Origin of the sequence: Streptomyces albidicamelliae (assembly GCF_025642175.1) — a bacterium.
Taxonomy (GTDB): Bacteria; Actinomycetota; Actinomycetes; order Streptomycetales; family Streptomycetaceae; genus Streptomyces; species Streptomyces albidocamelliae.
This window is the reverse complement of record NZ_CP106795.1, coordinates 7,329,582-7,349,827: the sequence shown is the minus strand read 5'-3', so window position 1 is coordinate 7,349,827 and position 20,246 is coordinate 7,329,582. Positions and strand designations below refer to the sequence as shown.

Genomic DNA, 20,246 nt, shown 5'->3' with positions numbered 1-20,246 from the left:
GTCACCTCCGTGGCCGGCACAGCCCGCCGACCGCGCCCGCGGCGAGTACGGCCAGGGCGACGGTGGTCGCCCAGCGGGCCGTGCGGGACGGCTCGGCAGGCCGGTCGGCGAGGCGTTCGGGCCGGTCACCGGGGAGGTTGCCGTCGAGGGCGAGCGCGAGGACTTCGGCGAGGTGCAGGGCGCGGCGGCCGGTGCCGCCCTGTTCGATCTGGGTGCGGCAGCTGAAGCCGTCGGCGAGGACGAGGCTGTCCGGGGCGGCACCGCGCACGGCGGGCAGGACGCCGAGTTCGCCGACGGCCATGGACACCTCGTGGTGGCCGCGCTCGAAGCCGAAGTTGCCGGCCAGTCCGCAGCAGCCCTCGTCGAGGACGTCGGCGTCGAGGTGGGCGCGGCGCATCAGTTCGCGGTCGGCGTCGAACTTCATGACGGCGTGCTGGTGGCAGTGGGTCTGCACGGTCGCCTGCCGGGCCGGTTGCGGTGGCCGCCAGTCGTCGGGCGCGTGGTGGACGAGCTGTTCGGCGAAGGTGCGGACCTGGCCGGCGAGCCGCCGCACGTCCTGGTCGGCGGGCATCAGCTCGGGGGCGTCGGACCGGAAGACGGCGGTGCAGGACGGTTCGAGGCCGATGACCGGGGTGCCCGCGTCCAGGTAGGGGCGCAGGACGTCGAGGGTGCGCCTCAGGACCTTCTGGGCGACGGGCAGTTGGCCGGTGGAGATCCAGGTCAGGCCGCAGCACACCGGTTCGGTGGGGACGGCGACCCGGAAGCCGGCGTCCTCCAGGACCCGTACGGCCGACTTCGCGATCGAGGGGTGGAAGTAGGTGCTGAAGGTGTCGGGCCAGAGCACGACGGTGCGCGGGTCATCCGGGTCGGGGTTCTCGGTGTCGCGCTGCCGCCACCACTGGAGGAAGGACTGCGCGGCGAACACGGGGGCCTCGCGGGCCCCGTCGACGCCGGCCAGCCGCTTGCCGGCGCGGGCCAGACCGGGCGCGTGGAGCACGGAGTTGACCAGCCGGGGGGCGATGCGGGACAGCTTCGCCCACAGCGGGAGCCAGCCCATGGCGTAGTGGGCGGCGGGGCGCAGGCGTCCCTCGTAGTGGTGGGAGAGGAACTCGGCCTTGAGGGTGGCCATGTCGACGCCGGTCGGGCAGTCGGACTTGCAGCCCTTGCAGGCCAGGCAGAGGTCGAGCGCGTCGTGCACGGCGGTGGAGCGCCAGCCGTCCTTGACGGCGGAGTCCGCGTGTCCGTCGAGCATCTCGAACAGCAGCCGGGCCCGGCCGCGGGTGGAGTGCTCCTCCTCCATGGTGGCCCGGTAGGAGGGGCACATGACGCCGCCGGTGTGGCCGCGGCAGTTGCCGATGCCCACGCAGCGCATCACCGCGCGGTTGAAGGAGTGGTCGTCCTCGGGGAAGCCGAAGTGGGTCGCCGGGGTGTCGGGCCGCCAGGTGGGTCCGAGCCGCAACTGGCCGTCGACGGGGTTGGGGTGGACGATCTTGCCGGGGTTCATCCGGTTGCCCGGGTCGAAGACGGCCTTGAACTCGCCGAAGGCGGTCACGAGCCGTGCGCCGAACATCCGGCTGAGCAGTTCGCCGCGGGACTGGCCGTCCCCGTGCTCGCCGGACAGGGAGCCGCCGTAGGAGACGACGAGGTCGGCGGCGCGCTCCACGAAGCGGCGGAAGCCGGCCACGCCCTCGGCGGTCTTCAGGCCGAACGGGATGCGGGTGTGGACGCAGCCCTGCCCGAAGTGCCCGTAGAGGGAGGGGTGGTCGTAACCGAACTCCTCGAACAGCCCCTTCAGGTCGCGCAGGTAGTCGCCGAGCCGTTCGGGCGGTACGGCGGAGTCCTCCCAGCCCTCCCAGGTCTCCCGGTCGTCCGGCGGGCGGGCGGTGACGCCGAGGCCGGCCTCGCGGGCCCTGAGCATCTTCTGCTCGCGCTCGGGGTCGTCGGAGAAGGCGACGTTCGCGTCCTTCTCGTCGCGGCCGACGGCGCGCAGCAGGGCGTGGGCCTGGGCGTCGACGTCCTCCTGGCTGTCGCCGCTGTACTGCACCAGCAGCCAGCTGTCGCCCTCGGGCAGGGTGTCGAGCGAGTCGAGGTAGGCGCCCTCCTCGCGCATCAGCTGGGCCATGCGGCCGTCCAGGGCCTCCAGCTGGCTGGGCGAGCAGTGCTCCAGGAGGTGGGACACGTCGTCGGCGGCGGCGCAGATGTCGTCGTAGCCGAGGACGAGCAGCGACTGGCGGGCGGGGACGGGGACGAGGTCGAGTTCGGCGCGCAGGAAGGTGACCAGGGTGCCCTCGCTGCCGACGAGCGCCTTGGCCACGTCGAAGCCGTTCTCCGGCAGCAGGGAGTCGAGGTTGTAGCCGGAGACGCGCCTCGGGATCTTCGGGTAGCCGCGGCGGATGTCCGCGAGGTACTCGGTGGCGATGCGGTCGAGGCCCGTGTAGATCTCGGCGAGCCGTCCGCCGCCGGCGACGATCCGGGCGCGCTCGGCGGGCGGGGTGGGACCGACCCAGGCGCGCTGGCCGTCGTAGGTGAGGATCTCCAGGCGCCGGACGTTGTCGACGGTCTTGCCGTAGGCCTGGGCGGAGGCGCCGCAGGAGTTGTTGCCGATCATGCCGCCGAGCGCGCAGTGGCTGTGAGTGGAGGGCTTCGGGCCGAACTGGAGCTTGTGTACGGCCAGTTGCCGGTTGAGTTCGTCCAGGACGATGCCGGGTTCCACCACGCAGGTGCGCCGTTCGGCGTCGACGGTGAGCACCTTGGTGCAGTACTTGCTCCAGTCGATCACCACGGCGGTGTTGGTCGTCTGTCCGGCCAGGCTGGTGCCGCCGCCCCGGGACAGGACGGGGGCGGCGAAGCGCGCGCACACCGCGACGGCCCGGGCGCCCGCCTCCACCGTGCGGGGGACGACGACGCCCAGCGGGACCTGCCGGTAGTTCGAGCCGTCCGTGACGTAGGCGCCGCGGCTGCCCGCGTCGAAGCGGACTTCGCCGTCCACCTCGGCACGGAGGGCCGCCTCCAGGCCGGACGTGTCCGGAGGGGTCATCTGCGCTCCTTCACCTGCCGTCGACGCAAGGCCCGGGCCCGCCTGAGTGGTCCGACGGCGGGCGAGTACCCGACAATTGTTCAGGCAAAGCTGAACAGTTCCACCTGGACAGTTTCCGCTGTCGGTCCTAGGCTGACGGCATGGATCACCTCTCCGACTCGGCCGTCCGTGCCGCCCGTGACCTGCGGGTGGTCTTCAGCCGGCTGCGGCGCCGCATCCGGGAGATCGCCCAGGACGCCGACCTGACCCCCTCCCAGGAGTCGGCGCTCACTCTGGTCGGCAAGCACGGCGCGGCCACGGCCAGCGCCCTGGCCGCCGCCGAGGGCGTACGGCCGCAGTCCATGGCGACCACGCTGGCCGCGCTGGAGCAGCACGGACTGATCCGCCGTGCCCCCGACCCCGACGACGGGCGGCGCCAGCTGGTCACGCTGACCGACGCGGGCAGGGCGCGCGTCGAGGGCAACAAGCAGGTCCGCGAGGAGTGGCTGGCCCGCGCCTTCCAGGACCGGTTCACCGCCGAGGAGCGGGAGACGGTCCTGCGGGCCCTGGAGCTGATGGACCGGCTGTCCCAGCCGTGATCCGGCCCTCCCCCGCCCACGCCGCCCCCGCGGCGCAAGGGCCGTCCGGCCACGTCCCGGCCGGCGCGCCCTCTCCATCCCCCCGAACCCCGGAAAGGCCCGGCCGACCCATGTCGCTCACCGCCCTCGACCCCCGTACCGCCCTCGTCGCGATCGACCTGCAGAACGGCATCGTGGCCATGCCCACCCAGCCGTACCCGGGCCCGGAGGTCGTGGCCCGCACGGCGGAGCTCGCCGACGCCTTCCGCGCCCGGAACCTGCCCGTGGTGCTCGTCCGGGTCTCCTTCGCGGCCGACGGGGCGGACGCCGTCCCCGGCCGCACCGAGCGCCAGGCTCGCGGGCTCGCCTTCCCCGAGGGCTGGGACACCCTCACCGACGAGCTGTCCGGGCACCCCGGTGACATCCGGGTCACCAAGCACAACTGGAGCGCCTTCCACGGCACCGACCTCGACGTGCAGCTGCGCCGCCGGGGCATCACCCAGATCGTGCTGACCGGCATCGCCACCAGCATCGGCGTGGAGTCCACCGCCCGTGACGCCTACGCCCACGGCTACCACGTCACCCTCGCCACGGACGCGATGGCCGACGCCGACCCCGCGGCGCACCAGGGCAGCGTCGAGCGCATCTTCCCGCGGCTCGGCGAGTCCGGTACGACCGCGGAGATCCTGGAGCTGCTGGCCAAGACCCACGTCTGACCCCCTCGGCCCGGCTCCTTGTGCGCGGTGTCCGCACACGCGCACGAGCCGCCGGGTTAGCATGCGCCCACGCACACCGTGTCACCGAGGCAACGGCAGGCGGACAAAGGGGGCTTGGAACCGGATGCCGGTCAAGGTCAGCGTGGTCGTCCCCGTCTACAACCCAGGGCCGTACATCGAGGACTGCGCCGCCTCGCTGCTGAACCAGTCCCTGCCCGCCGACGCGTACGAAGTGATCTTCGTGGACGACGGCTCCACGGACGGCACCTCCGCCCGGCTGGACGAGCTCGCCGCACAGCACGCGCACGTGAAGGTCATCCACCAGGAGAACTCCGGCTGGTCGGGCAGGCCCCGCAACGTCGGGATCGACGCCGCCCGGGGCGAGTTCGTGATGTTCGTCGACAACGACGACCATCTGGGGCACGAGGCCCTGGAGCGGATGTACGACTACGGGGTGGCGAACAAGGCCGACGTGATCGTCGGCAAGATGGCCGGAAAGGGCCGCCCGGTGCCGGTGGAGCTGTTCCGCCGCAACCACCCGCACGCCACGGTCGACAACGCGCCGCTGATCGACAGCCTCACCCCGCACAAGATGCTCCGGCGCTCTTTCCTGGACCGCACCGGCCTGCGCTTCCGCGAGGGCCGGCGGCGCCTCGAGGACCACGTCTTCGTCACCGAGGCCTACCTGCGCGCGGACAACGTCTCCGTACTCAGCGACTACGTCTGCTACTACCACGTCAAACGCGACGACGCCGCCAACGCCGGCTTCCAGCGCTTCGACCCCGTCGGCTACTACAAGAACCTCCGTGAGGCCCTCGACGTGGTCGAGCGGTACACCGAACCGGGGCCGCTGCGCGACAAACTGCTGCGCCGCTGGCTGCGCGTGGAGATGGCCGACCGGATGAGCGGACGCCGGCTGCTGGCGATGCCCGACGACTACCGGCGCGAGCTGTTCCGGGAGATCCACGCCGTCGTGGTGGAGCGTTTCGGTCCAGGAGTCGCCGCCGGGCTCCGTCCCGGACAGCGGATCGTCGCCGCGCTGCTCCGCGAGGACCGCTACGACGACCTCGTCGCCTTCGCCGAGTGGGAGGCCGGGGTGCGGCCCCGGTCCGTCCCGACGGCCGTCGAGTGGCAGGACGGCATCCTGCGGGTCGGCCTCACCGCCGAGTACGTCACCGCCGACGGGCCGTTGACCGTGACCGCCGACGCCCCCGGCCCGCGGCGGACGGCGTGCCCCGCGACGCGGCCGAGGCCGCCGCATGGCTGGGCGCCGCCGCGGCGGACGGCTTCGAGCGGGCCACCGCCGACCTGATCCTGCGCGACCGGGCGACCGCGGCCTCCTTCTTCCAGCCGGTCGAACTCACCCGCGAGCGCGTCCCCGCCGAGGACGGCGGCACCCGCCTGGTGCTGCGCGCGACGGCCGGGGTGGACCCCGGCACCGCCGCGGGCGGCGCCCCGCTGTACGGCGGGCTGTGGGACATGTTCGTCCGGGTCTCCCTGGGCGGCTGGACCAAGGAGTGCCGCCTTGGCCCCGCCCCCGAGCAGGCGCCCGCGCTGCCGCCGGCCGGGATCGTCGCCGGGCGGGTCGTGCTGCCGTACTGGACGAAGCAGGGCCGCAACCTGTCGCTGGACGTGGACCGTGCCGTGAAGTCCCTCGGCCTGCACCGGCTCACCCCGGCGGACGCGGCCGTCTCCGACGCCGAAACGCTGACGGTGGCCCTGCCGCTGTACGTCCCGGACAGCACGGCGGCCACCCTGCGGCTCACCGCGACGGCCTCGGGCCGCACGCTCGACCGGCCGGCCGTGCTCACCCCCGCCGACGGCGTCCACTCCCTGCTGGAGGCCTCGATACCGTCGCGGGAACTGCGCAACACCGTCTGGCGGACCGGTCTCGGCCTGCCGGACGGCCGGGTGCCGGCGCTGGCGCTGCTGCTGCGGGTGGGCCGCGGCCGCGGTGACGTCGAGGTGGTCCGGGCGGGGCGCCCGGGACCGCTGCGGCGGCTGGTACGCGTGGCGCGGCGCGCACTGCGCGCGGCGCTCGGCAGGACATCGACGGGAAGGGCCTGATCACGTGCGGCAGTTGGGGATAGCGGACGCCTGGGTGCTGGAACCGCAGGTGTTCCCGGACGAGCGGGGCAGCTTCCACGAGTGGTACCGGGGCGGGGAGTTCCGCGAGGCCACCGGCTACGACCTGGAGCTCGCCCAGGCCAACATGTCGGTGTCCGCCCGGGGCGTGCTGCGCGGCATCCACTTCGCGGACGTGCCGCCCGGGCAGGCGAAGTACATCACCTGCGTGCGCGGAGCCGTCCTGGACGTGGTCGTGGACATCCGCGTCGGTTCGCCCACCTACGCGCAGTGGGAGGCCGTGCGGCTGGACGACGAGAGCCGGCGCGCGGTGTTCCTCGCCGAGGGCCTCGGGCACGCGTTCATGGCGCTGACCGACGACGCGGCGGTGGTGTACCTGTGCTCGGCCGGGTACGCGCCCGGGCGCGAGCACGGGCTGCACCCGCTCGACCCGCAGCTGGGCATCGCCTGGCCCGAGGGTGTCGAGCCGGTGCTGTCGGCCAAGGACGCCGAGGCCCCGACGCTCGCCGAGGCGGAGCAGTCCGGGCTGCTGCCCACGTACAAGGAATGCTCCGCCCACTACGAGCGGTTGCGCGGCCGGTAGGGGCCGCCGGGTTCAGCGTCCCGCGGCGTACGGCGCGAGCGCGCGGCGCAGCGGCTCCCAGCCGCGGGAGCGGCCGGTGCCCCGGTTGCGGGAGGCGGCCAGCGGCTTCCAGAACCCGGCGCCGAGGAAGTCCTCGGGCTTGACGGCCGTGGTGCGCCCGAGGACGGACTCCGGGACCTTCTGCGGGTCGGGGGCCTCGAACTCCGCGACGATGTCGTCGTAGCGGTCCTTGAGGACGGTGTTGTCCGGGTCGGCGCCGAAGACCACCAGCTGGCCGGTGGGCGCGGTGTCGACGAGCACGGTCACCAGGTCGGGGCGGTGGCGCTGGAGGATCTCGATCAGCTTGTAGACGTCCCCGGTCCAGGCGTCGGTGTGCCGGTCGCGGGCGGCCTCGTCCACGTTGCGGGGCAGCATGTCGTCGAAGACGATCACACTGGCCCAGTCCGCGTGCTTCTCGATGTTGATGAAGTCCCGCAGCGCGTACTCGAACAGGTGCATGCCGTCGATGAACGACAGGTCCAGGGTGGTGCGCTTCCAGTAGCCGAGCGGGCTGCGGTTGCGGGCGAGGTTGCGCAACGGGTGGCGTCCGCCCCGCAGATGGGCGAGCGGGTTGTCGCGCGCGAAGAAGTCGTCACTGGTCGCCTTGGCCAGGTGGACGTCGCAGCGGATCTCGCTGACCACCTTGAAGGCGGGGTCGATCGCGATGCTGGGCACCCGGGACAGCGCCAGGCTGCGGCCGTCGTTGACGCCGATCTCCAGGTAGTTGCGGTTCGCGGTGGCCTTGTGGAGTCCCCGCAGGAACTCGTGGCGTTTCACTCGGACGTCTCCTCGCGGATTCGCCGACCGCTTGCCCGTCGGCCACCGGCACCCGTCGCTCGGCCGAGGTGTGCGCGATCGGTCGCAGCCTGGACCCGGTGCCGCCGGAGAGCACCAGAGCCTTCCTTCGCCCCACCCTAGTGGCGGTCGTCCCGATCGGACCTGCGTTTGGACGACTGGACGCTCACGTCGGGACACTGCGCGGCCCACCGCGGTTCACCGCGCGTTCCGGGCCCGCGGTGCGCCCTTCCGGGCGGTCGTCTCAGTCGTCGCCGCGCACGATGTTGTCCTCGCCCGCCTCGCCCTGCCGGCGGTCGGCCGCGTGCTTCAGCACGGCGGGCCGGCAGGTGCGCGGTCCGTGGCCGCGACGGCGGCGGGCCTCGGCCCAGCCGGTCTCGGCGTAGGGCAGTGCGGTCTTCTCGTGGGCATGCGCGGTCACGTCACTTCATCTTCTTTCTGCACGATCGGGGTCCGGCCGGGTCCCCCGATCGGGCGCGGGCAAACCCGGACGGAGGACGGCGGTCAGGTCCGGCCGCCGCCACCGCCGCCGAACGAGCCGCTCGATCCGGGGGACCAGCGCGGGCGGCTCTGGTCCTCGGCCCGCTTGCTGCCGACGTTGCCGAAGTGGTGCGGGGTGAGCCGCTCGTCACCGTCCGCGGCCCGCGGCACCTCGTCCGGCTCCCGCATCTCCTGCACTTCGCGGACCGGCCCGGAGGGCGGCACCCGGGGCTGCTCGTCGGGGCGCGGCGGTGCCGGTTCACGCTCGCGCACCTTCGCGCCCAGCCGGAAGGCCCAGATCAGTCCCGCCACACAGGCCAGCCCGGCGACCAGGATGAGGACGTATCCGAACACCTGAACGCCGGCGGCCGCTTCGTACATGGAAGTCGTCATGGGCGGCGGGTACCCGGGGCCGCGCCGAGGATGCCGGGCCGGACGGCGGTCAGCCGTTCGGCGCAATCCACGGCCGCGCGGGGCGCGGACGTGCAGGGCGTGGCGCTGACGGGCCGCCTGGCCCCGGGAGTACCGTCACCCGCGATGACCGATTCGCCGCACATGTCTGAGATCGTGGAGATCACCGCCCGGTACACGGAGCCCGCTCCGCGCCCCGGCCGGACTCTCCTGCGCTGGGTGTCCACGGCCGACCACAAGGTGATCGGCCGTCTCTACATGGTCACGGCGTTCTGCTTCTTCCTGCTGGCCGGTCTGCTCGCGCTCGCCATGCGCACCGAACTGGCCGAACCGGGCATGCAGGTGCTGAGCAAGCAGGGCTACCTGGAGTTCGTCACGATCCACGGCACGATCATGATGCTGCTGTTCGCCACGCCCATGTTCGCCGGGTTCGCCAACGCCGTCATGCCGCTCCAGATCGGGGCCCCCGACCTGGCGTTCCCGCGGCTCAACGCGCTGTCGTACTGGATGTACCTCTTCGGCGGGCTGATGGTGGTGTCCGGCTTCCTGGTGCCGGGCGGGGCCGCGGCGTTCGGCTGGTTCGCCTACGCGCCGCTGAACAGCGCCTACTACTCCCCCGGCGCGGGCGGTGACCTGTGGACGATGGGGCTGGTCGTCTCGGGTGTGTCGACGACGCTGACCGCGGTGAACTTCATCGCGACGATCATGTGCCTGCGCGCGCCGGGCATGACGATGTTCCGGATGCCGATCTTCACCTGGAACGTGCTCTTCACCTCGATCCTGGTGCTGCCCGCGTTCCCGGTGCTGACGGCGGCGCTGCTGGCCCTGGAGGCGGACCGGAAGTTCGGGGCGCACGTCTTCGACGCGGCGAACGGGGGCGCGCTGCTGTGGCAGCACCTGTTCTGGTTCTTCGGGCATCCCGAGGTCTACATCGTGGCGCTGCCGTTCTTCGGGATCGTCTCGGAGATCATCCCGGTCTTCTCCCGCAAGCCCCTGTTCGGCTACGTGCCGATGATCGGGGCCACGATCGCGATCACCATGCTGTCGGCGGTGGTGTGGGCACACCACATGTTCGCGACCGGCGCGGTGCTACTGCCCTTCTTCTCGATCATGTCGTTCCTGATCGCGGTGCCCACGGGCATCAAGTTCTTCGCGTGGATCGGCACGATGATGCACGGTTCGCTCTCGTTCGAGACGCCGATGCTGTGGTCGGCGGGCTTCCTGGTGTCGTTCCTGCTGGGCGGGCTGAGCGGGGTGCTGATCGCCTCGCCGCCGCTCGACTTCCATCTGACGGACTCGTACTTCATCGTGGCGCACCTGCACTACGTGCTGTTCGGCACGGTGGTGTTCGCGATGTTCGCCGGGTTCTACTTCTGGTGGCCGAAGTTCACCGGGAAGATGCTGGACGAGCGGCTCGGCAAGGTGCACTTCTGGCTGCTGTTCCCCGGGTTCCAGCTGACCTTCCTGGTCCAGCACTGGCTCGGTGAGCAGGGCATGCCGCGGCGGTACGCCGACTATCTGCCCGGTGACGGGTTCACGGCGCTGAACACGCTGTCCACGGCGGGCGCGTTCCTGCTGGGCGTCTCCACGCTGCCGTTCCTGTACAACGTCTGGCGCACCGCCGTCAGGGGCGAGAAGGTCGGCCTCGACGACCCCTGGGGCTGGGGGCGGGGCCTGGAGTGGGCGACGTCCAGCCCGCCTCCGCGGCACAACTTCGTCGCCCTGCCCCGGATCCGGTCGGAGTCCCCCGCGTTCGACCTGCACCATCCGGGGATCGACAGCCCGCCCGGGAAGAAGGCGACGCGATGAAGGCCGAGGCGATGCTGTTCGGCGCCGTTGCGCTGTTCTTCGGGGGTTCCGCCGCCCTGTACGGGGTGTGGTCGGGGGATGCCACGGGCACGACCGCGCTGGTCGTCGCGTGCGGGATGGCGGCCCTCGTCGGCTTCTTCTGCCTGATCCAGTACCGGCGCCGGGGGCCGCGCCCGCAGGACCGCACCGACGCCGAAGTGGCCGACGCGGCCGGGCCGGTGGCGTTCTTCCCGGACGCGAGCGTGTGGCCGATCGTCACCGCGCTCGGCTTCGCGGTGACGGCCGGCGGGGTCGTCTACGGGCTGTGGCTGTTCCTCATCGGTCTGGGCGTTCTGGCGCGCGGGGTGTTCGGGATGGTGTTCCAGTACGCGCGCCGGTGAGCGACCTGCGGGGAGCGCCCGGCCGGAAGGACTCGACGGGTTCGTGGTCGCCCTCGTAGCCGCCGGTGACGCTCTGGCGGATGTCGCCGGTGGGCACTCCCTCGGCGAGCCGCTCGCGTTCGGCCGCGGTCAGGGCCCGGCACAGCCACCGGGTCACCAGGAACGCGAGGACCGGCGCCACCACCAGGGCGGCGCGCAGGATCCAGGTCAGGGCGTCGACCGAGACCCGGAAGACCTGGGCCATGATGTCGTTGGCGCCGGCCAGCAGCAGCACACCGTAGAAGACGGTGCCGGCCACGCCGAGGCCGGTGCGTACGGGGCGCTCGCGCGGCCGGTCGCACAGGTGCTGCTCGTGACGCCACTCCCCGGTCAGGCGCTGCTCGACGAAGGGGTAGGCGTAGAGCACGGCGAACAGCAGACCGGGCAGGACGACGGCCGGGAGCAGCACGTTCCACATGACGGTGTGCCCGGCGACGTTGGTCTCCCAGGGCGGTACCAGTCGCAGCGCCCCCTCCAGGAAGCCGACGTACCAGTCGGGCTGGGAGCCGGTGGAGACCTGGTCCGGGCGGTAGGGGCCGTAGGTCCACACCGGGTTGATCTGGGCGATGCCGGACAGCAGCACCAGCACGCCGAACACCGTCAGGGACAGGCCGGCCGAGGTGCCGGTGAACTGCGGGTAGAGAGGCTTGCCGAGGACGTTGCGGTTGGTGCGGCCGGGACCGCGCCACTGGGTGTGCTTGAGGTGGAAGACCAGGATCAGATGGGCCGTCACCAGGGCGATGAGGGCGCCCGGCAGCAGCAGGATGTGCAGCGGGTAGAGCCGGGTGACGATGTCGTGTCCCGGGTACTCGCCGCCGAAGGCGAAGAAGGCCAGGTAGGTGCCCACCACCGGGATCGACGTCATGATGCCCTGGGCGATGCGCAGTCCGGTGCCGGAGAGGAGGTCGTCGGGGAGCGAGTAGCCGGCGAAGCCCTCGGCGAGCGAGAGCATGAACAGGGTCACACCGATCGCCCAGTTGAGTTCGCGCGGCCGGCGGAAGGCGCCGGTGAAGAAGATCCGCAGCATGTGCAGGCCGATCGCGGCCACGAAGACGAGCGCGGCCCAGTGATGGGTCTGCCGCATCAGCAGGCCGCCGCGCACGTCGAAGCTGATGTGCAGGGTGGAGTCGAACGCGGCCGACATGGCCACGCCCTGGAGCGGCACGTAGGAGCCCGTGTAGACGACCTCGCGCATCTCCGGCTGGAAGAAGAAGGTCAGCCACACACCCGTCAGGATCAGCACCAGCAGGCTGTACAGGGCGATCTCGCCGAGGAAGAAGGACCAGTGCTCCGGGAACGCCTTGCGCAGCAGCGAGCCGCCCTCCAGGACGGGCAGCCGCGCGTCGGCGGCGTCGGCCAGCCGCTCGGCGCGGCGGGCCGTCCGGCTCACGTGGCCTCCGTCGCGGCCGCCCGCTCCACCTCGGCCTCCACCTCGGCACGGGGCCGGCCCGTCTCCCTGGCGTACTCGCTCACGGCGGTCTGCACGTCCCGGGCGAGGTCGCGCCAGGCGCGCAGGGCGGTCTCGTAGGTGCCCGACTGGGCGCCCGTCATCCGTCGCTCGGCCGGCGGGCCGTAGGCGTCCCGCAGCTCCTCGACCGTGGTGTGGGCCGCGGCGGCCGCACGCTGCTTCTGCACCAGTTCTTCGAAGGTGTGTGCCACATCAACCGACCCTAGGCACCGCTCGCCCGATGCGCCTCCCCAGCCTGCCTGAACGGTGTCCGGCCGCACCCGAGTGGGTGTCAGCCGGGGGCGACGAGGTCCGCCCAGACCTGCTTGCCGCCGCTGACCGGGATCGTGCCCCACGCCGCCGAGACGGCCTCCACCAGCAGGATGCCCCGGCCTCCGGTGGCCTCCCAGCCGATGCTCGCGGGCTTCATGGGGCTGCGTGGCGAGGAGTCGGCCACGGCGAGCCGCAGCCGGTGGTTGACCAGGCTCATGTCGAGCCGGACCGGGCCGCCGGTGTGCACGAGGGCGTTGGTGACCAGCTCGGAGACCACGAGCAGGGCCGCGTCGAGGGTGTCCCGCTCGACGCCCCAGGCGCGCAGGGTGCGCCGGGTGAAGCGGCGTGCGTGGCGGACCGCCTCCGGTACCCGCCACACCGTCCAGCTCTCGCGCAGCGGCCGTACCGCCATGCCGTCGAAGCGCATCAGCAGCAGGGCCACGTCGTCGCCGCGGTGGGCGCCGGTGAGCAGGGCGTCGGCGACCTGCCCGAGGTGGGCGGGGTCCGCGGCGGAAAGCGCGCGGGCGAGTCGTTCCATGCCGACGTCGAGGTCCTCGTCGGCGGACTCCACCAGGCCGTCGGTGGTCAGCGCGAGCACCGTGCCCGGCTGGAGCCGGAGCGGGGTCATCAGGAAGTCGGCCCCGCCGAGCACGCCGAGCGGCGGGCCGCCCTCGGCCTCCACGATCGTGGCCGAGCCGTCCGGGTGGCGCAGCACCGGCTGGAGATGGCCGGCCCGTACGCACAGGGCGGTGCCCTGCTCCATGTCGACGTCCACGTAGGCGCAGGTGGCGAAGAGGTCGGTCTCCATGTCCATCAGCAGCCGATTGGCGTGGGAGACGACGACGTCCGGGGCGTGGCCCTCCGCGGCGTAGGCGCGCAGCGCGGTGCGCATCTGGCCCATCAGGGTGGCGGCGCCCGCGTTGTGGCCCTGGACGTCGCCGATGACGAACGCCACGTGGTTGTCGGCGAGGGGGATGACGTCGTACCAGTCGCCGCCGACCTCCAGGCCCGCGGTGGTGGGCAGGTAGCGGGCGACGGCGACCGCGCCGGGCAGCCGGGGCAGGCGGCGGGGCAGCAGGGTGCGCTGGAGCATGCCGACGAGTTCGTGCTCGGCGTCGAAGGCGTGGGCGCGCAGCAGGGCCTGGCCGGTCAGGCCGGCGCAGACGGTGAGCAGGGCGCGTTCGTCGGGGGCGAACTCGCGCGGGCGGTCCCAGCCGATCAGGCAGGCCCCGGCCATGCGGCCGCCGGCGGGCAGCGGCAGCACCGCGAGGCCGCCGGGGCCGACGTCGGCGAGGGCGGGCTCCAGCGGGCTGCCGGCGGGCCAGATCCGGGCGCGGCCCTCACGCAGCGCGGCCGCCAGGGTGGGCATGGACCGCACCGGCGCGTCGGGCCACTCGGTGCGCCACTCGCTGCGCCACACCTCGGGCCAGGCCTCGGGTTCGGGCGGGTCGAGGACGGTGACCACGAGCCGGTCGTTCTCGAGTTCGGCGAGCGCGATCCGGTCGGCCTGGAGGGGCTTGCGCAGGGCCGCGACGACGGCGTTGCCGACGTCCTTGACGGTGCCGGCGGTGGCCAGGGCGGCGGCGAGGCGCTGCACCCGGGCCACGTCGGTGACGTCGGAGCGGAGCGTGGAGGCGTCGGCGAGGGTGCCGACGAGCCGGGCCGGGCGGCCCTTCTCGCCCGGCAGCAGCCGGCCGCGGAGCCGGAGCCACTTGGGCGGGCCGGAGGGCTGCAGGATGCGGAACTCCAGCTCACGGTCGCCGATGGACATGTGGTCGGCCTCGACCACGGACATCAGTGCGGGCAGGTCCTCGGGGACGGTCTGCCCGAGCAGGGTCTCCACGCGGCCGTCGAAGCCGTCGCGGGGAATCCCGAAGAGGGCGAGGATCCCGTCGCCCACCTCCACCCGGCCGCTGTCCATGGCCAGGCTGAAGGTGTCCGGCGGCAGCTCGCGGCCGTCCTCGGCGGCCTCCGGCGGGGCGGGTACGGCGACCGCCCGGACGATGAGGTCCAGGCAGGCGCGGTCGTCGCTGCCGAACCCACCGGGGTGCTCGCTGACGGCCAGCAGGCAGCCGGATCCGGCCGGGCCGAGCGGCAGCGCTGCCACCGAGAAGTCCCCGGACGGGGTGCGCCGGGCCTCGGGACCGCCGGCCAGTTCCGCCGGACCCAGCCAGCGCGGGCGTCCGGTGCGGTGGGCCTCGGCGACCGGGGAACCGCCGGCCACCGGATAGCTGTCCCTGAGGCCGTACAGGGTGCGGGGCAGGCCCGCGGAGTCCGCGAGGCACAGCTGGGTCGGGTCGTCGCCGGGCGTGTACACCCCGGCGAAGGACGCGGCGGCGAACACGAGGGCCTGTTCGAGGATGCGGCGGAGCCGGTCGGGGGTGACCGGCGACGCGGTGAGCGTGTCGAGGGCGGATTCGGCACGTTCCGTCCTCGTGCCGCTGATCGCAGCGCCGTCACTCACCACGTTCGCCATTACAGCGCGTGTGGGGCTCCCGCGCAGCCCCTGTGAAGAGTCCGGGTGTCCGACGGGCCCGCGCGCCGCCTGTTCCGGGCCCCTCGGATCGAAAGCGGCCGAACACATCTTGACCCGTGAGTTCCGCACGCGGATGTCGTGACAGACGTGACTGTCCGCGACCGGCCGGACGCTGAGAGTGTCTTCCCGTCACCGCACGGCACCGCACGAGAAGGGACGGGAGGCGCATGGACAAGCGCTACGAGGTGTACGCGCTCGCCGACGGACACTTCTACGACGCGCCCGACCGGCTCTCGGCCGCGGACGGGGAGCCCGCGCCGCTGTTCGCGACGGCGTGCCGCACCGTTCCGCAGGGCTGGCACGCGGCCCGCTCCGGCGACTGGCTGACGCTGACGCCGGTGGACGCGGACGGCGCCCCGCTCCCGTCGTCGGCCCAGGGCTGGAAGATCCACTCCTCGGCGACGGCGGCGAACGCGGAGCGCATCGCCGCGATCGTCTGGGACTACTGCGTGCCGCGCCGCATCCCGTTCAAGTTCGTGCCCGGACCGCACCTGCTGCACCTGCGCAACGCCAAGTACGCGGGCCGCGACACCAGCGGCAAGTTCGTCACCGTTTACCCGGCCGACGAGGAGCAGCTGCAGACCACCCTGCGGGAACTCGGCACCCTGCTGGAGGGTTTCGAGGGGCCGTACGTCCTCACCGACCTGCGCTGGCACGACGGCCCGCTCTACGTCCGCTACGGCGCGTTCGCCCGCCGGTACGTGGTGGACGAGCGGGGCACGCTGGTCCCGGCGGTCGCCGACGGCGCCGGACGGCTGGTCCCGGACCGGCGGGCGCCGTCCTTCCAGGTGCCGGAGTGGGTGAGCCTCCCGGAGTTCCTGCGGCCGCACCTCGACGCCCGCAACACCACCACGGTCGGCGACCTGCCGTACCGCATCGAGAAGGCGCTGCACTTCTCCAACGGCGGCGGGGTCTACACCGGCACGGACACCCGGGACGGGCGCCGGGTGGTGCTGAAGGAGGCCCGGCCGCACGCGGGACTCGCCGCCGACGGCGCGGACGCCGTCGCCCGGCTGGAGCGGGAGCGGGCCGCGCTGGAACGGGCCGCCGGCACCGGCGTGGTGCCCGAGGTGCGGGACTGGTTCACCCTGGGCGACCACCGGTTCCTGGTCATGGACTTCCTGGAGGGCCGCCCGCTCAACTCCTTCTTCGCCGAGCGGCACCCGCTGCTCACCCCCGACCCCGACCCGGCGAAGGTCGCCGCGTACACGGCGTGGGCGCTACGGGTCCACGCCTCGGTGGAACGGGCGGTGGCGGCGATCCACGCACGCGGGCTCGTCTTCAACGACCTGCACGTCTTCAACATCATGGTGGCGCCCGACGAGGAGACGGTGCACCTCATCGACTTCGAGGCCGCGGCCCCCGCCGAGGAGAACGCCCGGCAGACCGTCGCCCATCCCGGATTCTTCGCTCCGCCGGACCGGCGTGGCACGGACGTCGACCGCTACGCCCTGGCCTGTCTGCGGCTCGCCCTGTTCCTGCCGGTGACCACGCTGTTCGTGGTGGACCGCGGGAAGGCCGCGCATCTCGCCGAGGTGATATCCGAGCAGTTCCCGGACGTGCCGAGGGCGTTCCTGGACGAGGCGGTCGCGGAGATCACCCGGGACGCGGGCGGCGGGCGGAGCCGGCCGGCCGTGCCGGTGGTGCCCGGCGACTGGCCCTACAGCCGGGACTCGATGGTGAAGGCGATCCTCGCCTCCGCCACCCCGGAACGCGACGACCGGCTCTTCCCCGGCGACATCGCCCAGTTCTCCGACGGCGGCGGCCTCGGGCTCGCGCACGGCGCGGCCGGTGTGCTGTACGCGCTGGAGGAGTCCGGCGCCGGCCGCTACGACGAGGGCGAACGCTGGCTGCTCGACCACACCGCCCCGCCGCCGCCCGGCACCCCGCTCGGCCTGTACGACGGCCTCGCCGGCGTGGCCCTGGTCCTCGACCGGCTGGGCCACCGCGGCCGGGCGCTGGACCTGCTCGACGGCATCCTGCGGGAGAACTGGCGCAACCTGGCCTCCGATCTGCAGGGCGGGCTCGCGGGACTGGGGCTGGTCCTCGGCCGGCTCGCGGCCACGACCGGTGAGCCGGGCCTGCGGCAGCACGCCGCCGACGCCGCCGACATCCTCGTACGGCGCCTCGCCGAACCCGTCCCGGACACCCCGCGCCGGCGCGCCGGGCTGCTGCGCGGCGCGAGCGGGCCCGCGCTGTTCCTGATCCGGTGGTACGAGGAGACCGGTGAGACGCGGTTCCTCGACGCGGCAGCCGAGGCGCTGCGCCGGGACCTCGCGGTCTGTGTGGTGCAGGAGGCGGGCGGTGGCCTGGAGGTGGACGAGGGCTGGCGGACCCTGCCCTACCTCGGCGACGGCAGCGCAGGGATCGGCCTGGTCCTCGACGACTGGCTCGCGTACGCCGACGACGAGCGGTTCCGCACCGCCCGGGACGGCATCCTCGCCGCCGCGACCTCACGCTTCTACGCGCAGCCCGGCCTCTTCCAGGGCCGCGCCGGGATGATCCTCCACCTGGCCCGCAGCTCCGCCCCGGGTGCCACCCGGGAACGGCTGGAGCAGCAGATCGCGGGCCTCGGCTGGTTCTCCATGGACTACCAGGGCCAACTGGCCTTCCCCGGCCATCAGATGATGCGGCTGTCCATGGACCTGGCCACCGGTACGGCAGGCTGCCTGCTCGCGCTCGCCGCGGCACGCGAACCCGAGCGCACCGCGCACCTGCCCTTCCTGCCGCCCCCCGCGGCGGCCCCCGCACGCGGCTCCGCGCATTGACGGAGTCGTGACACAACCCCCGTCCCCATACAACGAAAGGACACCACCATGGCACTTCTCGACCTGCAGATCCTCGAGTCCGACGAGCACACCCACACCGGCGCCAGCACCGCGAGCCTGCTGTCCTGTGTGTCCGCGGCGAGCGTGCTGCTCTGCCTCTGACCGAACAGGTGCGTTCACGGCTCCGGGCGGCCCTCCTCGCGGGGAGGGCCCCCGGGGCCTTGCCGTTCCCGCAGGCACCGGGCCCCGTCGCCGCAGCCCGCGTCGCCGGAGCCCGCGTCCTGCCGGAGCCTCGGGCGCGCCGGTCTCCCCCGCCCTCACAGCCACCGCTTCCGTCCGACCCGAGCGAGGCCGCAGCCGATGACCCTCCGTGCCGATGCCGCCGACGTCGCCGACGCCCCTCCGACTCCGGGTCCCGCGGCCGTCCGTGACCTGTCGCGCGCGGTGCTCCGGCACACCGGCGCCCGCTGCGCCGCGCTGTGCGCCGTGAGCACGGCGGCCACGGCGGCCGGCCTGCTGCTGCCCGCGCTGCTCGGCCACACCCTCGACCTGCTGCTGGCGCACGCCTCGGCGGCCCGCTGGGTCGGCGGGTGCGCCGCCCTCGTCCTGCTGACCGCGGTGCTGGAAGGCTGCGCGGGCGTGCTCACCGGCACCGCCGACGCGCGGGCCACCGCCTGGCTGCGCCACCGTCTCACCGGGCACGTCCTGGCACTGGGACCGCGCGCCACCGCCCGGTTCGGCTCCGGGGACCTGGTGGCGCGGCTGGTCGGCGGCGCGGCGCAGGCCGGGACGGCGCCGGGCGCGCTGGCCGCGCTCGCCGCCGCGCTCGCCGGTCCCGTCGGCGGGGTGATCGCCCTCGGCCTCATCGACCGGTGGCTGGCGGCCGTCTTCCTGGCCGGGGCCCCGGTACTGGCCCTGCTGCTGCGCGCCTTCGCCCGCGACACGTCGGCCTGCGCGGCCGACTACCAGCGGGTGCAGGGGCGGATCGCGTCCTCCCTCGCGGACGCGGTCGGGGGGTTCCGCACGATCCGGGCCGCGGGCGCCGAGGACCGGGAGACGGCACGGATCCTCGCCCCGCTGCCCGAACTGTCCCGCGCCGGGCACCGCATGTGGCGGGTGCAGGGGCGGGCCGCCGCGCAGGCGGTCACCGTGGCGCCGCTGCTCACCCTCGGCGTGGTGGCGGTCGCCGGACTGCTGCTCGTCCGGCACCGCCTGACGGTGGGTGAGGTCCTGGCCGCCTCCCGGTACGCGGCGCTCGCCACCGGAGTCGGCGTCCTGGTCGGCCAGTTGGCCGCCCTCGGCCGGGCCCGGGCGGCGACGGCACGGCTCGCCGAGGTGACCGCCGAGGCCGCGCCCGTCCACGGCGCCCGCGGCCTGCCGTCCGGTCCCGGCCGGCTGGAACTGCGGGGGTCACCGCCCGCCGCGGCGCCCGGACCCTCCTCGACGGCGTCGACCTGGTCGTCCCGGGCGGCACGACCCTGGCGGTCGTGGGCCGGTCCGGCACCGGCAAGTCCCTCCTCGCCGAGCTCGCCGGCCGGCTCGCCGACCCGGACGCGGGCGAGGTCCTCCTCGACGGCGTCCCGCTGCCCGAACTCTCCCACGCTCAGCTGCGGCAGGCGGTCGCCTACGCCTTCGAACGGCCCGCGCTGCTCGGCACGACGGTGGCGGACACCATCGCGTTCGGCCTCGCGGCCCCCTCCCCCGCCGGAGTCCGGGCCGCCGCCCGCAAGGCCCGCGCCGACGCCTTCGTCCGCCGTCTGCCCGCCGGCTACGCGACCCGCTGCGACGCTCCCCGCTCCGGCGGCGAGTCCCAGCGCCTGGGCCTGGCCCGCGCCTTCGCCCACGGCGGCCGGCTGCTGGTCCTCGACGACGCCCTGTCCAGCCTCGACACGGTCACCGAGCACCAGATCACCCAGTCCCTCCTGGGCCCCGGCCCGACCCGTCTGCTGATCGCCCACCGCGCGACGACAGCGGCCCGCGCGGACACCGTCGCCTGGCTGGAAGGCGGCCGCGTACGGGCCACCGGCACACACCACGACCTGTGGGCGGACGCGGACTACCGCGCGGTCTTCGGCGAGGAGAACGGGCCGGCTGCCGGGGACGGGGGCGCCCTCGTGGGAGGCGGCGGGATCGGCCCGCGCGCCGGGGGTGGGGGCAGCCATGCCGACGGGGTCGGCCCGGACCCCGGGAGCGGGGGCGCCCCCGCCGAACACGTCGAAGTCCGGCCGGGCCCCGGTACTCCCGGGTCCGCCGGCGGGGACGCGGGAACGGGCGCCGGAACGGGCGCCGGG

The 20,246-nt window shown here is 73.7% G+C and carries 16 protein-coding genes and 2 pseudogenes; 10 read left to right on the top strand and 8 right to left on the bottom strand.

Annotated features, from left to right (window positions below; genetic code table 11):
- Position 1: 1 nt before the first annotated feature.
- Positions 2 to 3,037 carry an FAD-binding and (Fe-S)-binding domain-containing protein gene (locus tag N8I86_RS33310; RefSeq protein WP_263279464.1) on the bottom strand — a complete coding sequence of 1,012 codons (3,036 nt, stop codon included), beginning with the start codon at positions 3,035 to 3,037 and terminating at the stop codon, positions 2 to 4.
- A 140-nt stretch (positions 3,038 to 3,177) separates the two neighbouring features.
- Between N8I86_RS33310 and N8I86_RS33305 the strand changes: the two genes are divergently transcribed.
- The 5 genes from N8I86_RS33305 to rfbC all read left to right on the top strand — a co-directional run bounded on the left by N8I86_RS33305 (position 3,178) and on the right by rfbC (position 6,978).
- Positions 3,178 to 3,615 carry a MarR family winged helix-turn-helix transcriptional regulator gene (locus N8I86_RS33305; RefSeq protein ID WP_073890928.1) on the top strand — a complete coding sequence of 146 codons (438 nt, stop codon included), beginning with the start codon at positions 3,178 to 3,180 and terminating at the stop codon, positions 3,613 to 3,615.
- Between the two features lie 110 nt (positions 3,616 to 3,725).
- Positions 3,726 to 4,310: a hydrolase gene (locus N8I86_RS33300; protein WP_263279463.1), complete on the top strand. Its 585-nt coding sequence runs from the start codon at positions 3,726 to 3,728 to the stop codon at positions 4,308 to 4,310.
- Positions 4,311 to 4,434: 124 nt separating this feature from the next.
- Complete coding sequence (locus N8I86_RS39120; protein WP_317633629.1) at positions 4,435 to 5,622, top strand: glycosyltransferase family 2 protein; 1,188 nt, start codon at positions 4,435 to 4,437, stop codon at positions 5,620 to 5,622.
- A complete protein-coding gene (locus tag N8I86_RS39115; RefSeq protein WP_317633628.1) occupies positions 5,541 to 6,377 on the top strand; it encodes a hypothetical protein in 837 nt (278 codons plus the stop codon). Before N8I86_RS39120 ends, N8I86_RS39115 begins: the two co-directional genes overlap by 82 nt.
- Before the next feature lie 4 nt (positions 6,378 to 6,381).
- A complete protein-coding gene (gene rfbC / locus N8I86_RS33290; protein WP_263279462.1) occupies positions 6,382 to 6,978 on the top strand; it encodes a dTDP-4-dehydrorhamnose 3,5-epimerase in 597 nt (198 codons plus the stop codon).
- Positions 6,979 to 6,990: 12 nt separating this feature from the next.
- On the opposite strand, the gene N8I86_RS33285 is transcribed toward rfbC, so the two are convergent.
- From N8I86_RS33285 to N8I86_RS33270, 4 genes and pseudogenes are all read right to left on the bottom strand, one after another.
- The gene (locus N8I86_RS33285) at positions 6,991 to 7,794 is read right to left on the bottom strand and encodes a class I SAM-dependent methyltransferase (protein WP_073890934.1); all 804 of its coding nucleotides are present in this window, start codon (positions 7,792 to 7,794) and stop codon (positions 6,991 to 6,993) included.
- Positions 7,795 to 7,831: 37 nt separating this feature from the next.
- Positions 7,832 to 7,930 (bottom strand): annotated as a pseudogene (locus N8I86_RS33280) (sugar phosphate nucleotidyltransferase); the annotation flags it as partial.
- Positions 7,931 to 8,056: 126 nt separating this feature from the next.
- Positions 8,057 to 8,233, bottom strand: coding sequence for a hypothetical protein (locus tag N8I86_RS33275; RefSeq protein WP_263279461.1), 177 nt, complete (start codon positions 8,231 to 8,233; stop codon positions 8,057 to 8,059).
- Between the two features lie 83 nt (positions 8,234 to 8,316).
- Positions 8,317 to 8,685, bottom strand: a complete 369-nt coding sequence (locus tag N8I86_RS33270; protein WP_241840864.1) for a DUF6479 family protein — start codon at positions 8,683 to 8,685, stop codon at positions 8,317 to 8,319.
- Positions 8,686 to 8,847: 162 nt separating this feature from the next.
- On the opposite strand from N8I86_RS33270, the gene ctaD reads away from it, so the two are divergent.
- On the top strand, positions 8,848 to 10,512 hold the full coding sequence (ctaD, locus tag N8I86_RS33265; protein ID WP_073890937.1) for an aa3-type cytochrome oxidase subunit I: 1,665 nt from the start codon (positions 8,848 to 8,850) through the stop codon (positions 10,510 to 10,512).
- Entirely contained in the window at positions 10,509 to 10,892 is a 384-nt protein-coding gene (ctaF, locus tag N8I86_RS33260) for an aa3-type cytochrome oxidase subunit IV (protein ID WP_073890939.1), read from the top strand. The genes ctaD and ctaF overlap by 4 nt, the downstream gene beginning before the upstream one ends.
- On the opposite strand, the gene qcrB is transcribed toward ctaF, so the two are convergent.
- The 3 genes from qcrB to N8I86_RS33245 all read right to left on the bottom strand — a co-directional run bounded on the left by qcrB (position 10,828) and on the right by N8I86_RS33245 (position 15,127).
- Positions 10,828 to 12,321 (bottom strand): cytochrome bc1 complex cytochrome b subunit, encoded by a 1,494-nt coding sequence (gene qcrB / locus N8I86_RS33255; protein WP_263279460.1) that lies wholly within the window; start codon positions 12,319 to 12,321, stop codon positions 10,828 to 10,830. The two genes, ctaF and qcrB, sit on opposite strands and share 65 nt — an antisense overlap.
- Positions 12,318 to 12,590 (bottom strand): hypothetical protein, encoded by a 273-nt coding sequence (locus N8I86_RS33250; protein ID WP_073890940.1) that lies wholly within the window; start codon positions 12,588 to 12,590, stop codon positions 12,318 to 12,320. Before N8I86_RS33250 ends, qcrB begins: the two co-directional genes overlap by 4 nt.
- A gap of 80 nt (positions 12,591 to 12,670) precedes the next feature.
- Positions 12,671 to 15,127, bottom strand: a complete 2,457-nt coding sequence (locus N8I86_RS33245) for a SpoIIE family protein phosphatase (protein ID WP_263279459.1) — start codon at positions 15,125 to 15,127, stop codon at positions 12,671 to 12,673.
- A gap of 227 nt (positions 15,128 to 15,354) precedes the next feature.
- On the opposite strand from N8I86_RS33245, the gene lanKC reads away from it, so the two are divergent.
- The 3 genes and pseudogenes from lanKC to N8I86_RS33230 form a co-directional block, all read left to right on the top strand.
- The gene (lanKC, locus tag N8I86_RS33240; protein WP_263279458.1) at positions 15,355 to 17,955 is read left to right on the top strand and encodes a class III lanthionine synthetase LanKC; all 2,601 of its coding nucleotides are present in this window, start codon (positions 15,355 to 15,357) and stop codon (positions 17,953 to 17,955) included.
- 48 nt (positions 17,956 to 18,003) lie between these two features.
- A complete protein-coding gene (locus N8I86_RS33235) occupies positions 18,004 to 18,117 on the top strand; it encodes a SapB/AmfS family lanthipeptide (protein ID WP_073890943.1) in 114 nt (37 codons plus the stop codon).
- Between the two features lie 198 nt (positions 18,118 to 18,315).
- A pseudogene (locus N8I86_RS33230) lies at positions 18,316 to 20,063 on the top strand (ABC transporter transmembrane domain-containing protein); the annotation flags it as partial.
- Positions 20,064 to 20,246 lie beyond the last annotated feature (183 nt).